This window comes from Chitinophaga sp. RAB17, from assembly GCF_052114225.1.
Taxonomy (GTDB): Bacteria; Bacteroidota; Bacteroidia; order Chitinophagales; family Chitinophagaceae; genus Chitinophaga.
On record NZ_JBFREI010000026.1, the window covers coordinates 1 to 16,514 of the forward strand.

The following is a 16,514-nucleotide window of genomic DNA, read 5'->3' on the forward strand; positions in this document are numbered from 1 at the left end:
GCGGAGACAAACCGCCAACCGGGTAGCACGTGCATCCAGTTCCTCGTAACTCATAGACTGCCCCTCAAATACCAGTGCAGTGGCCTGTGGTGTACGGGCTACCACGGCCGCAAACATATCCACGATCGTTTGATCTGCTGCATAAGGCACCGTTTTTTCTGTGAGGGCCGGCAGTAACTGTTTTTCTTCGGATGTTAGCAGGGGTAAATAATTGATCTGTTCAAGCGGGTTGTTTACCACTCCCTGCAACAGCTGCTCATAATGGCCTGCCATACGGCGGATACGGTCTTCACTGAACAGTTGGCTACGGTAAACAATGCTTACTTCCAGTCCTCCTTCCCGTTCTTCTACAAAAAAGGTGATATCAAATCTTGCGGCTTCAGGCCCGGAGCTTTCTGTGGACAAAACAATTTCTCCTAAGCGCAACTCTGGAACATCCGGTGTATTCTGCATTACAAACATCACCTGGAACAGTGGGCTTCTGCTGGCATCTCTGTCTTTCACCACTGCCTCCACGATCTTTTCAAACGGGACGTCCTGATGCTCATAAGCGTCCAGTGTGGTGGTTTTCACCTGTTGCAACAGAGATATAAAGGAAGGATTATTGTTCAGGTCACTGCGCAATGCAAGCGTATTGACAAAGAAACCTATCAGCCCTTCCAGCTCACGGTGCGAGCGGGTAGCCGTAGAAGTACCCACACAGATATCTGTTTGATGAGTATAACGGTACAACAATACCTTGAATGCTGCCAGCATCGTCATAAACAAAGATATACCCTGCTTTTGCGACAGTAGCTTCAGCTCGTCCCTCAAGCCGGCACCCACTGTAAAGCTTACCTGTGCCCCTTCACGCTGCTGTGACAGCTGCCGCGGATAATCTACAGGCAGTTGCAGTGTACTCACTCCCGACAGTTTATCCTGCCAGTAATCCAGTTTGCTGTCGGATACTGCACCTGATAAATAAGTACGTTGCCAGATAGCATAATCGGCATACTGTAATGGCAACACCGGTAATACCGGCATACGCCCGCCAGTGCAGGCACTGTACAGCTCCACCAGTTCCTGTACGATGATACTGGCGGACCATGCATCTGCAGCAATATGATGCAGCGTAATGACCAGTATATATTCTGCTTCATTCAACACGAATAAATGCGCCCTCAGCATATGATCTGCAGAAAGGTCAAATGGTGTTGCTATCAATGCGTGGATATATTCCTGTAAATCGTTGTACGGATGATCTGTTATGATTTGTAATTGCCATAGACCGGTATCCAACACCTGTTGATAGGGCTTCCCCTCTTCCGAGCGGATAATGGTGCGTAATATTTCATGACGGCTTACAATAGCAGTGAGTGCATCCGCCAAAGCTTTCTGATCCAGGCTGCCTTTCAGGCGCAGTATTGCCGGAATATGATATTGTATACTACCGTCCAACTGATCAATAAACCACAGGCGCTCCTGGCTGTACGAAAGTGGAATCCTTTCCGGCCGTACCGATGCGGTGATGGCAGGCAGTCCGGAGCCGATGCCGTTGGTGCGGATAAACCCGGCTAGTCCTGCAATATCAGCATGAGTAAATAAATCCCTTATAGACAACTTAATATTTTCCCGTTGGCGCAAAGCCGCCACTATCCGCATTCCTAAAAGGGAATGCCCTCCCAGTTCAAAAAAGTTATCGTATATCCCTATACGTGATACTCCCAACAGCTGTTGCCAGATCTCAGCCAGTAGCTGTTCCGTTTCGTTGCGTGGCGCTACATATTCAGCTGCAACAAGGTTTATCTCCGGATCAGGTAGACTTTTTTTATCCACTTTACCGTTAGCGGTTACCGGTAACACCTCCAAAGTTACCCATAATGCCGGCACCATATATTCCGGCAAACGCTGTCCAAGATACTTTACTGCCTGTTCCCTGCTAAATACCGGTTCGGGTACGATGTAAGCCACTAATTGTTTATTGTTCGTACTGTCAGCCTTTGCGAGTACCACTACCTGTTTTACAAGTCCACTCTCTTGCAATACACTTTCTATTTCGCCCAGCTCTATGCGATAACCACGGATCTTTACCTGTTCATCAATACGACCCAGATATTCTACGTTGGTATCTGGTAACCAGCGGACAAGATCACCGGTTCGATACATCCGTTCGTTGGCACGGAAAGGACTGCTCACAAATCGGTGTACAGTCAGCTCCTCCCTATTCAGGTAGCCACGTGCTACCTGATTGCCGCCAATGTACAGTTCTCCGGGAACGCCCGCAGGAGCCAGATTGCCGGAAGCATCCAGGATATAGAATCTGGTATTGGCTACCGGGCGGCCTATCGGCACTACTTCCGATATCGATGTTCTATGTGTGGCAGGCCAGTAGCTCACTTCAATGGCGGTCTCCGTAGGTCCATACAGGTTATACAGCGGCGCAGTCAGTTTGTCCTGGTAGCTCCTGATATGACCGGCCTGTAAAGCTTCCCCGCTACAAAGTACCCGACGTAGTCCAGGACAGGCACCGGCTGTCAGTCCCTCGGTAAAAATCTGCAACATAGTGGGTACAAAATGGATGGTGGTTACGCCATAGCGCTCTACCGTGCGGCGTATATACTCTCCATCCTTCTCTCCTCCCGGCTGCGCAAATACAAGCCTCGCGCCTGTTAACAATGGCCAGAATAACTCCCATACAGAAATATCAAAACAAAAGGTTGTTTTTTGTAAAACAACATCGCTGGCATCTAATCCGAAATAATCCTGTCCCCATAATAAACGGTTTACGATCCCGCTATGTGCATTCATTACGCCTTTCGGTATTCCTGTGGAGCCGGAAGTATAAATCACATAGGCCAGGTTATCCGGATGGAGATCAGTATTGACCGCATATACAGGTTCCTGCCTGATAAGCGATGCCTGACCATCTAACGTCAACACCTGTACGTTATCCACCAGCCCTTCTATCCTGGAGGCATTTATTGAATGACACAACAATATATCTGCTGCAACATCTTTCAGCATGAAGCTGATACGTGCTGCCGGATAGGTTGGATCTATCGGCACATAAGCACCACCGGCTTTCAAGATTCCCAGCAAAGCCACTATCATATCCAGTGAGCGGTCTATACAAACAGGTACCAGCTGATCCGCCTTTACCCCCTGTTTTCTCAGGTAGTGACCTAATTGATTGCTGCGTTCATCCAGTTCCCGGTAAGTTAATGCAGTGTCTTCATACATAACCGCAATAGCGTCCGGTGTCTGTAATACCTGGTCTTCAAACAGGCTGACCAATGTCTTTTGCTGCGGATAATCTGCCGTAGCCCCTTCGGCCATTTTCAACAGATGGGATTCCTCCCGGGCAGGTAATAATTTGCCTTCGGCAATGTGTTCATTGTAATGCTCCAGATAATGCATCAGTACCATGTTAAAGTACCCTTCCAGCTCTTCCGGCGTTTTACCTGATGCTAATGCTCTCCTGAGTGTATAGCTGACGGTAAATACATCTGCAGTCAGGCTTACGGTACAATCGAGATAGGTATTGGTAACATCATACCCTTCGAAGGCACTGGAATCCACCTCTTCCAATACGAGGCCATCCTGAATATCTTTGTCCAGGGTTTCATAAACGTGAAAGTTTACAAAGTTGAACATGGCATCAAAAAATGGATTCTTACCCGCGGCAGCAGGTTCTTTCGTTATGTTGGCGATTTCAAGAAGACTGATCCTGTCGTGCTCCTTGAGCTGCACCAGCTTTTTTTCTATACTTTCAAAATACATCTGCCAGGTAGCCTCCCTTTTATCCATCTCAAGCCGGAAGGGAATAGTGTTCAGAAAACAGCCGAGCACTTTATCTCCATCTTCTTTCACCGGCCTGTTATTGGTCACCAGCCCTATTGTCAGCTCTTCTTCATAGGTGAGCATATTTAATGAAAACAGATAGGCACCTAAGAAAAGACCCTTCAGTGAAATATTATCCTGTTTTGCTTTTTCCTTCAGTTGATACAGGAAATCACTTCCGTACCTGCGGCTGAAGGTATGGTACGCTGTTTCCTTTGAAAAGATATCGAGGCGTTTGTACCCATCAAGTTCCAGTTGCCAGAAAGTATTGTTACGGCTATCCTGCCTGTTTGCCATGCTTTCAAGAATGAAATCCCTGTAAGAGCTCTTCAGTGGAAGTAGTGTTACAGGTTCCTCTGCAGAAAGCAGGCGTTTACAAAGCTGTAATAACTCGGTGATGAGCGAGGCCACGCTCCATCCATCGAGGATGGCGTGATGTACCTGGAGCACCATTACACTATAAGTGGGTCTGCCGAACAATGAAACGCGCCATAGCGGGGCTACAGCAAACTCAAATGGCTTTTTCCGTTCCTCTTCAAGATAGTCTTGTATAATATTTTTCAGCTCTTTCTTATCTGCCTGACGTATATCAAAATAATCTACCGTTACCTCCACTGATTTGTACACCACCTGTATATCACGTGTATCCATACCCAGGCGGAAGGCCGTTCTCAATATACTATGCCTCGTGGTGAGTATGCCTAATGCTTTCTCTATCAAAGTGGCGTCAAACTGTGCGGGAATCCGTCCTACCAGCTGGTCATGGTAAAGTGCTTCTTCCGGATTCATCATAGAAGCATATACCATTCCGCTTTCAATATCACTCATCGGATAGATATCTTCTATCAGCTCTCTGTCCGGTAATTGCGGCAACAGAGTATTTCTGAGTGATGCCAATGTTGCTGCTGCTTCATTGTATATTTTTGTTCTTTGATCACCATCAGTATCCTGTTTATCGAGCAGGGCTGCCAGTTCATGTATCGTGTTTGCACGATACACATCAAACACCCTTAGCTGTTTGTCAAACGCCTGGGATATTTTGCTGACTACCCGGATTACGCGGATAGAGTCACCTCCCAGCTCAAAGAAATTATCGTATATCCCTACCCGTTCTACTCCCAGCAACTCTTCCCATATAGTCGCCAACCGGGCTTCCGACTCATTACGCGGCGCCACGAATCCGGTACGTGCAATGCGGTTCAGGTCCGGATCAGGCAAGGATTTCCTGTTAACTTTCCCGTTGCCGGTCAATGGAATTTCTTCCAGCGGCACCCATATGGCTGGTACCATATATTCCGGCAAATAAGCTTTCAACCACGATTGCAGCGCCTCTTTATCAAAATCTCCTTTCGGTACAACATAACCTACCAGTCGTTTATTCCCGGTGATATCTGTTAGGGCAGCTATTACACTTCCGCTTACCAGGCCGCTTTGCTGTAATACGTTCTCTATCTCGCCCAGCTCTATACGAAAGCCGCGGATTTTTACCTGAGCATCTATACGGCCCAGGTATTCCAGGTTTCCATCCGGCAGCCAGCGTGCAAGGTCTCCTGTTTTATACAATCGCCCGCCTGGCATAAAAGGATTGGCAATAAACCGCTCTGCACTTAATGCCGGCAAGTTCAGGTATTCTCTTGCCAGACCTGCACCACCTATATACAGTTCGCCCGGAACACCTATCGGCACCAACGTCCTGCTACCATTCAATACATAAGCATATAAGGTGGGAATGGGTTTTCCTATCACGCTGGTACTGCTTTCCAGGTGAGCAGCCTGTAATTCCTGATAGGTCACATGTACAGTCGTTTCTGTAATGCCATACATATTAATCAGGCGACAGCCAGGATAAGCGGCCTTCCAGGTTTTTATCTTGGCCGGATTAAGCGCTTCTCCCCCAAATATTACATACCGTACAGATACGGTATCAGCATGCGCGGTGAGATAGTCCTGCAAGACATAAAATGCAGATGGCGTTTGATTGAGTACGGTTATCTTTTGTTCCAACAATAACTGACCAAACAGCGTAGTGTCTTGTGTGGCTTCCCTTGGCACCACTACCAGCCGACCACCATAAAATAATGCACCATACATTTCCCAAACAGAAAAATCGAAACAGAAAGAATGGAACATGCTCCATACATCCTTTTCATTGAAATCATACAGGGGGCTATCTGTTTCAAATAAACGAACCACATTCACATGCTCTATCAGTACACCTTTAGGTCTGCCAGTGGACCCGGAAGTATAAATCACATACGCAGCGTGTTCAGCACTTCTTATTGATTCAACAGCATGCACCGGCTGGTCATTAATTATCTCCAGGTCCGTATCCAGCACTATGACTGTTTTAATACCAGGAACCGCATTACAAACAGCGCTACTACTAAGGTTGCTGACTGCAACAGTTGCCCGGGTATCTTTCAGCATATAACGGATACGATCTTCAGGGTAAAGTGGATCTACCGGCACATATGCGCCCCCCGCCTTCAGAATACCCATGATGCCGACTATCATTTCCAGGCTTCTGTTTATACAGATGGGCACCAGTGTTTCTTCTTTAACCCCTTTACTGCGCAGCAAATGCCCGAGCTGATTAGCCCGTTCATTTAATTGCCGGTAGGTCAACTGTTGATCTTCATAAACAACAGCCACCGCATCTGGCCGGATGGCTACCTGTTCTTCAAACAGGTCTACAATTGTTTTATTTTTCGGATATCCGGCTGCTTTGCCACTGAATACATCCAGTAACATCCTTTCTTCTGCAGGTGCCAGCATAGGAAGTACACCTATTTTCTCCTCCGGTTTCGATACCGCTGATGTCAGTAACTGCTCATAATGGGTAGCCATCTGACGGATGGTATCTTCTTTATACAGGTCAGTGCAATACTCCACCGTCAATAACAACTTATCTCTTTCTTCCACAATGGTGAAGGTGAGATCAAATTTGGCGGTATGATGTTCGGGCCGTTCCGGAAACAAGGATGCATCTCCCAAAGTAATGCTATGGCTTTTCTTCCCATTCTGCAATACAAACATTACCTGGAACAGTGGGTGCACACTATTATTTCTTTCTTTTACAACAGCATCCACTACTTTTTCAAAGGGCAGTTCCTGGTGATCAAACCCTTCCAGTACTGCTTCCTTCACCTGCTGCAACAAAGTGGTGAAAGTGGTATTATCATCCAGATTACTGCGTATGGCCAGTGTATTGATAAAAAAGCCTACCAGCGATTCAATCTCCCGACGCCTTCGGCCTGCTACCGGTGTCCCTACACAAATATCTTCCTGTCCGCTATAGCGGTACAGTAGTACCTTTAATACTGATAATAAGACCATAAACAAGGTAGTACCCTGTTGCTGACTTAACCGGTTGGCTGCTGCTGCGATCCCTTGATCCAATACGAGATCCAATACGGCGCCGCGGGTACTTTGTATGGCAGGTCTGGCATAATCTGCAGGTAGGTTAAGCGGTTCGAGGCCGGATAACTTCCCTTCCCAGTAATGTTGCAGCTCAGCCAATACTTTCCCGGATATATACTCTCTTTGCCAGATAGCATAGTCTGCATATTGTACCGGCAATGGAGACAGTTTAGGGGCACGGCCTTCCGTATGAGCACTGTATAATTCCACCAACTCCTTCACGATTACCGTATCCGACCAGCCATCGGATGCAATATGGTGCATCACCAATGCCAGCACATGATCATTATCTTTAAGGCGCATTAATCCTGCACGCAGCATATGATCTGCGGAAAGATCGAAAGGCTGGTTAAGAAAGTGGGTGATAATATCCTGCTGATGATTACCCGGATTACTGATATCGGCCAGTTGCCAGTTATCCGGTGGCAGAATATGCTGATAGGCAATACCATCTTCTTCCCGGATAACTGTTCTGAGCACTTCATGCCGATTAATAATATTCTGCAGGGCATATTGTAATGCCGCCCGATCTATCTTTCCTTTCAGTTTTAATACAACAGGAACATGATAGTGTACACTGCCTTCGAGCCGATCGAGAAACCATAGCCGCTCCTGGCCGTATGACAGTGGAATCCGGGTGATCACGTTTCTGTTATAGGAAGGTATGGTGTTTATCTCGGCGATCCCCTCCTGTTTCAGTCCATGGTTCTTAAAAAATGTAATTAAATGGTGTTTATTATCTCTTAACTGTTTCAGATAATGTTCATCTATCTCCTGTTCTCCGGTTGTTTGTACACGTAGTTCATTATCAACAAAAGAGATATTTATACCTGCGTCTTCTCCATCCTTCAATAATCTCAGTATATGGGCCAGATTTAATTCAGACATATTTTAATGGTTTAATGAGTTAAATTTTAAAGCAATGCGGATAATTACAGCACAATCGTTTTTCCGTTTTCCGCTGAATGCAATGGTTTACTTTGATTGAAAGAAATATAACCGGCAAGCAGCTCTACAGTAGGCAGCTCAAAGTATGTTCTGACGGCTATTTTCATCAGGAACTCGTCCTGTACGGCAGCATCCATACGCATAATCAGTAAGGAGTTCATTCCCAGTTCAAATAGATTATCGTGTATGCCTACCCGTTCTATCTGTAATAATTGTGCACAGATATTTGCCAGGGCTTTTTCTGTTTCATTTCGGGGAGCTACATACTGGTTCGCTATCCATTCATTGATATCAGGATCCGGGAGCGCTTTTTTATTCACCTTTCCATTGGTCGTTAATGGCAGCTCTTCCAGTTCTACGATTAAAGAAGGAATCATGTGCGCCGGCAGCTTTTCTTTGAGATAGTGGCTAACTGCTTCCTTGCTGAAGCCGGCTTTCGGCACTACGTAAGCTATGAGTCGTTTATTCCCCTGTTTATCTTCCCTGGTGATTACGGTACACTGGTTTACCTGGTCGAATGACTGCAATATGTTTTCTATTTCACCTAATTCGATACGGTAGCCACGAATCTTCACCTGTTCGTCTTTTCTACCCAGGTACACAATGTTGCCATCCGGCAACCACTTGCAGACATCTCCTGTTCTGTACATTCTTGCAGATGGTACGCTGAAGGTATCCGTCACAAATTTTTCCGCTGTAAGGAGGGGCATGTTCAGATAACCTTTCGCCACCTGTATACCGCCCAGGTATAATTCACCCGGAACACCAACAGGCAACAGATGTCCGCTATCGTTCAATATGTAAGCGCTGACATTATCAAATGGTTTGCCTATAGGCACGGTATCGGCCGGGTGGTCATCTTTGTTTGTATATAAATATCCTGTGGAGGTGACTGTCACTTCCGTAGGCCCGTAAGCGTTATGAAACTCAACATATTCCGCCCAGGCGTTTGCCAGTTGAGGTGTACAGGCTTCACCACTGGAGATCACCCGTTTCAGACGGCCATAGTTACCAGGCGTAAGTGTAGCCAGGTACCCGGGAGTTACATCCATGTCCGTGATGCCTTCCCGTTCCAGCAGTTGTATAAATAACTGCTTATCCAACCGCACTTCATCAGGAAGCAATACCAATGTGGCGCCATTCATCAGGGCCAGGTATATCGGCTCTACGCCTGCATCAAAACCATAGCTATAAAACTGAAGCAATCTGTTATCTGTTGTTATACCAAACTGCCTGGTACGGCAGTAAATTAAATTTACCAGGGCATTATGAGGAATCATCACCCCTTTTGGTTTACCGGTAGATCCGGAGGTATAAATGATATATGCCAGATCACCGGGAGCCGTGATATTCACCGGAGGAGTTACTGGCTGATGTTTTAATACATCGGGGTCATTCAGGCAAACCATAACGGCATTACCGGCGCCACCGACAGGCTTATCGCAGATCACCACTTTCGCTTTAATATCTTCCAGCATATAGCTGATACGTTCTTCCGGATACGCAGGGTCTATTGGAACATAGGCACCGCCCGCCTTCCAAATGCCCAGGAAGCTCACGATCATATCCAGCCCGTTATCCATACAGATCGCTGTCAGGCTATCTCTTGTAACACCTATACCGCGCAGGTAGTGGCCAAGCTGATTCGCCCTTTCATTCAGCTCCCGATAGGATAGTGTATTGCCGCCATAACTTACCGCCACCGCATTCGGGTATTTCAACACCTGCTCCTCAAATACATCCAGCACAGTAACATTGTCGGGATAGTGTACTATGGGACTGGAAAATGTATCCAGTAGCAGCGTACGCTCTGCGCTGCTGAGGAGATCAATATCGCCCAGCCTTATTTTTTCCGGGTTCACCAGCTGTTGCAATACTTCTTTGAAGTGGCCGGCCAGCCGGGTGATATAACCGGCGTCCAGCAAATCTTTGTTATAACTGAATGTGATATTGGTTTCTCTGGAAGAAGATATAGAAATATTTAACGGATAGTTTGTCTGTTCTTTTAATGCAAGATTGGAGAGCTTTAACTTCCATTGTTTGCCGGCAATCACTTCACTCACCGGGTAATTTTCGAATATCAGCAGGCTGTCAAACAAATCACCGTTTACGCCTGTCCAGGTTTGTATTTTGCCCAAAGCCGTATACTCATATTCACGGGAGGCGATCTGGCTCCGCTGTATGTCTTTCAACCATTGCGCAATATCACTATCTGCATCTACCTGCTGATGTAAAGGAAGTGTGTTGATGTAGATCCCCACCCTTTGCTCCACATCGGGCAAATCACCGGGGCGGCCGGATACGGTAACGCCATAGGTAACCGCTTTATTTCCGGTGTACACATGTAATATAAATGCCCATACACCCTGCATGACAGTACTAATGGTAAGTCCCTGGCGCTGCGCATAATTTTCCACAGCGGTATGCAGCGAGTTATCCAGGCGTAGCTTATTGTCTTCATAAGTACCCCGTCCCCTTGTGCGGTCTGTTACACCGGCGGCTATAAAGGGCAACAAGCTACCGGTTTCGACCCCTTTCAAATACTCCCGCCAGTAGGCCTCTTCCTTCCATTTATCTTTATTGCCGATATAACGTATGTAATCTTCGTAGCGATCTTCTGTGAAGCCCGGCAGTGCGCGGCCTTCAGACAATGCTTCATAGCTCTCCAGCAATTCTTCTATTACTACAGGCAACGACCAGCCATCCATTAAAATGTGATGAAAGCTCCACAACATGCGATACCGTTGCTCTTCCGTCCGGAACAGGATAATACGCAGGAGCGGCGCTGCATTAAAGTCAAAACCCAATGCCCGGTCTTTTACCAGATAGTCAGCTATCGCGGCTTCCAGTGCAACAGTATCCATTCCCCGATAATCCAGTATCTCAAACGGAATCTCTGCTTTTTCGTATACACATTGCACCGGAAAACCTAATGACCGATAGTCGAATGCGGTGCGGAGAATACTATGGCGTTTTAACAAATGGTTCCAGCTTTGCCGCAACCAGCCTGTATTAACAAGTTCTATATCACAGGTAAATTGTTCGATGTAAGCATTACTGCCATCATCATACAACCGGTGGAACAACATGCCCTCCTGCAAACCACTGAGCGGATAAATGGTGCTGAGCTGCCGGGTGTTTTCACTAGCCTTTATCGCCAGGAATCTATCCAGCTGTTCGTATTTCACCTGACCAGTTAATCCGTAATCGGATGGGGTTAGTACGGTTCCCCGTTTAGCCCGTCCTTCACAATGGATGATCAACGATATGAGGTGTTGATAAAAGAGGGCTGCTACTTCCCGGATAGTAGCAGCATCATAATGCCTGCTGCTGTAACTCCATACCAGGGTCAATGAACCTTGCTGCACCTGACCATTCACCATTAGCCGCTCTCTTACCATATGTTCCCTGCTGATATTGCTTCCGGCAGATTCTCCCGCCAGGATGAACTGATGGTTGTTATCTGAAACGGTATCTACCTGACCCAGATAATTAAAAACAATATCCCAGGGCTGTACATGCTGAAGTGCGGGTATTTTATGTATATACTTCAGCACACCATAACCAATACCTTTGTCCGGCAATTCGCGCAATTGTTCTTTCACACTTTTAATCAATTCACTTTCATGACGACTGTCCACGTGTAACAATACAGGATACAGTGCTGTAAACCAGCCCACCGTACGATCTGTATTGATGGATGTACCCAGGTCTTCGCGGCCATGTCCTTCCAATCCTATCACCACCTCCTTATCCCCACTCCAATCGCGTAAGGTGCAGGCCAATGCAGTCAATAATAAGTCATTAATCTCTGTATGATAGGCCTGTGGTGCATCCTGCAACAACTGACGGGTTAGTTCAGTTTCCAGCCGCATCGTGTGGCTGTTGATGTCTTTCATGCTTACTATTCCATCATAACTATGATCTACCGGTAAACGGAAAGCAGCTTGTGCCACCTTCTCCCAATAGCGGGTTTGAGATAGCAGGCGTGCTCCTTTGCTGTATTGCAGCAATTCGTTGTACCAGCTGCGGCAGGAGGCGCTTTTGGCGCCCAGGTCTACAGGCACGCCGTCCTGTGCACTTTGCAACAGACGGCTGATATCTTCCAGGAGAATACGCCAGGAAACACTATCTACCGCCAGGTGATGAATAACAATCAATAAGCGGTGATGGGACTCAGCTGCCGGGGTTTGTATCAATACCATGCGGATGATATCACCGGTTGTGATGTCCAGACTTTGCTGATAATGTTCGCAGCACGCGGTAATGGCCGAAGACAGATCTGCTACCGGAACCTCCCGGAGATCTTCTGTTACCAGCCTGCTGTAATGTGTACTGTATTGCTGTATCCATTCATCTCCGCTCTGATGATAAGCGAAGCGCAGGGCATCATGCTGCTCCTGCAAACGTTGCAGCACGCCGGACAATATTTCTGCATAAATATCTTTATCCAATGCCAGCAACACACGCTGATTATAATGATGCATGCCGGCTGTATTTTCCAGCGCTTCTTCAAAGAAATGCTGTTGAATCGGCAGGAGTCCGGCAACGCCATCCAGGATACCCTGCTCTCCGGAAGCCATGGCGCCTGCTCCTTTTCTCCCGGCTACTACAGCGCTTAACCGGGCAACAGTGGGATAAAGAAATACTTCCTTCACCTGTAACTCACATCCTGCCCGTTTGGCACGGCTCACCATCTGGATCGTAATGATAGAGTCGCCGCCAAGCCAGAAGAAATTATCATGTACGCCCACGCGTGATACCCCCAATAATCCTTTCCAGATATCAGCCAACAGCTGTTCTGTTTCATTTCGCGGCGCTACATATTCATCCTTTGATAATATCTCAACTGTAGAATCAGATAATGCTTTCCGGTCTATTTTACCATTGGCCGTAAGTGGTAATGCATCCAATTCCACTAATAATGGCACCATGTATTCCGGTAATTGCTGCTGCAGATAAGCGGTTGCCGCAGCTTTATCAAATGCTGTCGCTACTACATAACCTATCAGTTGTTTATTTCCCTGCTCATCTGTTTTCGCAATAACTGCACACTGGCTCACCTGACCAAATGATTGCAATACACTTTCTATTTCTCCTAATTCAATACGGTAACCACGGATCTTCACCTGTTCATCTGTACGACCCAGATAAGCGATCGTGCCATCATGCAGCCATTTGCCGGAGTCTCCTGTTTTATACATCCGTTCACCGTTACGGAAAGGATCTGCTACAAACCTTTCCGCTGTGAGCTCAGGGCGATTCAGGTATCCGCGTGACACCCCGATTCCTGATACACATATCTCTCCTGCTACTCCTACAGGACATAATTGCCCGTGATCATTCAATATATAGATATGTAAATTTTGTACAGGCTTACCGATGGGCACAAGATGATCTGCCGGTGCTTCATACATAAAATGATGTGTAATATCATCTGATGCTTCAGTAGGACCATAGGCATTCACCACCGGAATTCTTCCATAATCCCTGTGATTGAACCATTGTTTCAGCAATGAACGCTTCACAGCTTCGCCTGTTACCAGTAAATACTGCAGCCGGGTGAATGCCCCTGCCGTTTCTTCCTGTAATACAGCCGACAGATAAGACGGCACCACTTCCATTATACTCACTTCATCCTCTTCTACCTGCTTAATCAACAGGGATGGCTGTAATACCAGGTCATCTGTATAAATAACCGTACGACCACCACAAAGCAATGCAGCAAACATCTGCCATACCGAAATATCAAATGTGTAGGAAGCCGTAAACGCTATCACCGTATTGGCATCAATCTTCAGGTCATTAATTTTTGCATACAGGTGATTGAGCATCCCGCGATGTTCTACCAGCACACCTTTTGGCTTACCGGTGGAACCTGAAGTATAAATAACATAAGACAGATCGCCGGGAGCAGCTACATGTGCCGGACTCGAAACCGGCCTATCTTTCAGCAGATCCGGCTTATCCAGGCGGATAACAAGCACATTGCCGGCAATGTTAAGCGGTTTATGACAGATCATTACTTTGGCATCCGAATCTTCCAGCATAAAATGGATGCGCTCTTCCGGATAGTTGGGATCTATTGGTATATATGCACCTCCTGCCTTCCAGATACCCAGAATAGCGATGACCATGTCCAGACCCTTATTTAAGCAGATGGCGACCATGCGGTCTGTTGTGACACCCATTGAGCGCAGGTAGTGGCCAAGCTGATTCGCCCTTTCATCGAGTTCACGATAAGTCATGGCAGCGTTTTCATGCACCACCGCCACAGCATCCGGATACTTCGACACCTGATCTTCAAAGATCTGTACAAAAGATTTGTCTGCATCGTAGTTTACAACAGGACCACTTGTCCACTGCGACAGCAATTGTTCTTCGGGCAACGTAAGTACAGGCAATGTACTGATCTGCCGATCCGGAGCTGCTGCCACTGCATTTAACAACACTGCATAATGGGCTGCCATCCGCTGTACGGTTTCTTCCCGGAACAATGCTTTACTGTATTCGATTTCCACTTCAAAGCCCTCTGCTGTTTCTATTACTCCGAAAGTCAGGTCGAATTTGGTGATCTTGTGCTCTATGAACTCAGCTGATACCTGAATATCTTTCAGGTGTACCGGCTCCATTTCCCCTATGTTCTGTAACTGGAACATGACATCAAACAGCGGACCACGGCTAAGATCCCGTTCTTCCACCACCAATTCCACCACTTTTTCAAAGGGCAGGTCCTGGTGTTCATATGCCGATAGCAACATCGTTTTCACCTGCTCCAACAATGCAGTAAACGACCGGTTGCCATCTACCCTGCTTCGCAATGCCAGCGTGTTTACAAAGCAGCCTACCAGATTATCAAACTCATGAAGACCGCGGCCGGCAACCGCACAACCCACACAAATATCATCCTGACCGGTATAACGATATAGGAGTACTTTCAGCACAGTCAACAAGGTCATGTATAAGGTAACACCCTGCTGCTGGCTGTATTGCTGTATATCATGCGCCACCTTACGGTCTACTTTACAATGAACTTTCCCTCCGGCCTGTGCCTGAACAGCAGGGCGTGAATAATCCAGCGGAAGCTCCAGCGGCGTGAGGCCACTCAAACAATTTTTCCAGTAATCCTGCTGACGTTTCAGTACCGAACCACTTACATACGACCGCTGCCAAAGTGAATAATCAGCGTATTGCAGTTCAAGAGCAGGCAATAGTACTTCGTGTTCCTCATTGTATGCGTTATATAACGCTGACAGCTCTTTCATGATTACCGGCATAGACCAGCCATCGGCCGCAATATGATGCAATACCAACGCCAGCAGATAATCTCCTTCTGCCACCTGCAACCAGCCTGCGCGCAACATATGATCTGCAGATAATACAAACGGACGTTCCAGGAAAGACGCCACATCAGCAGATGTATGGATGGTATCCATAGCCCAGCTGCTTGCCGGCAACACAGACTGATAAGCGACTCCATCTTCTTCAATGATGACGGTTCTCAATACCTCATGCCGATCAATGATCGCTTCTAAAGCCTGTTCCATAGCAGAACGGTTCACAACGCCCTTCAATTTCAACACTAATGGAATATGATAATGTACGCTGCCTTCCAGGTGATGGATAAACCACAAACGTTCCTGGCTATACGATAACGGAACACGTGCCGGCCTGGATTGTAAGGAGATGACCGGCAATACCGTCTTGTTCTCCTGTTGCGTTATAAAAGTTGCGAGCGCAGCTACAGAAGGATAGCTGAATAATTCTTTTACAGAGAGCGTTGTTTGCAGCTGCTTTCGTATGGCAGTCGTTAACCTGATTGCCAATAGTGAATGCCCCCCCAGCTCAAAGAAATTATCGTATATCCCTATTAGTGATACCTGCAATTGCCCCTGCCAGATAGTAGCAAGTACCTGTTCCGTCTCATTACGCGGAGCAGTATAGGTGTTGATCGCCGTACTGATTTCCGGTTCTGGCAATTTCCTCCTGTCAGTTTTACCATTTGCTGTTAAAGGAAGCGCCTCCAGTGTTACCCACAGCGCCGGCACCATATAATCCGGTAAATATTGCTTTAAGTAATGGATGACCTGCTCTTTATTAAAGCCGGTGGTTGCTGGTACTATATAGCCCACCAGCTGTCTGTTACCGGAAGCATCCTGTTTAGTATGTACAATGCCCTGTTTCACCAGGTTGCTTTGCTGCAATACACGTTCTATTTCACCCAATTCGATGCGGTAGCCCCGAACTTTTACCTGTTCATCGGCGCGGCCCAGGTACAGGATATTGCCATCTGACAACCATTTGCCCATATCACCGGTACGGTACAT

The 16,514-nt window shown here is 46.9% G+C and carries 2 protein-coding genes; both read right to left on the reverse strand.

Annotated features, from left to right (window positions below):
* Positions 1-8,127 (reverse strand): amino acid adenylation domain-containing protein (locus AB4Z08_RS35650; protein WP_441578550.1); only part of this gene is annotated, 8,127 nt, incomplete at its 3' end.
* A gap of 44 nt (positions 8,128-8,171) precedes the next feature.
* On the reverse strand, positions 8,172-16,514 hold the full coding sequence (locus AB4Z08_RS35655) for an amino acid adenylation domain-containing protein (RefSeq protein WP_441578551.1): 8,343 nt from the start codon (positions 16,512-16,514) through the stop codon (positions 8,172-8,174).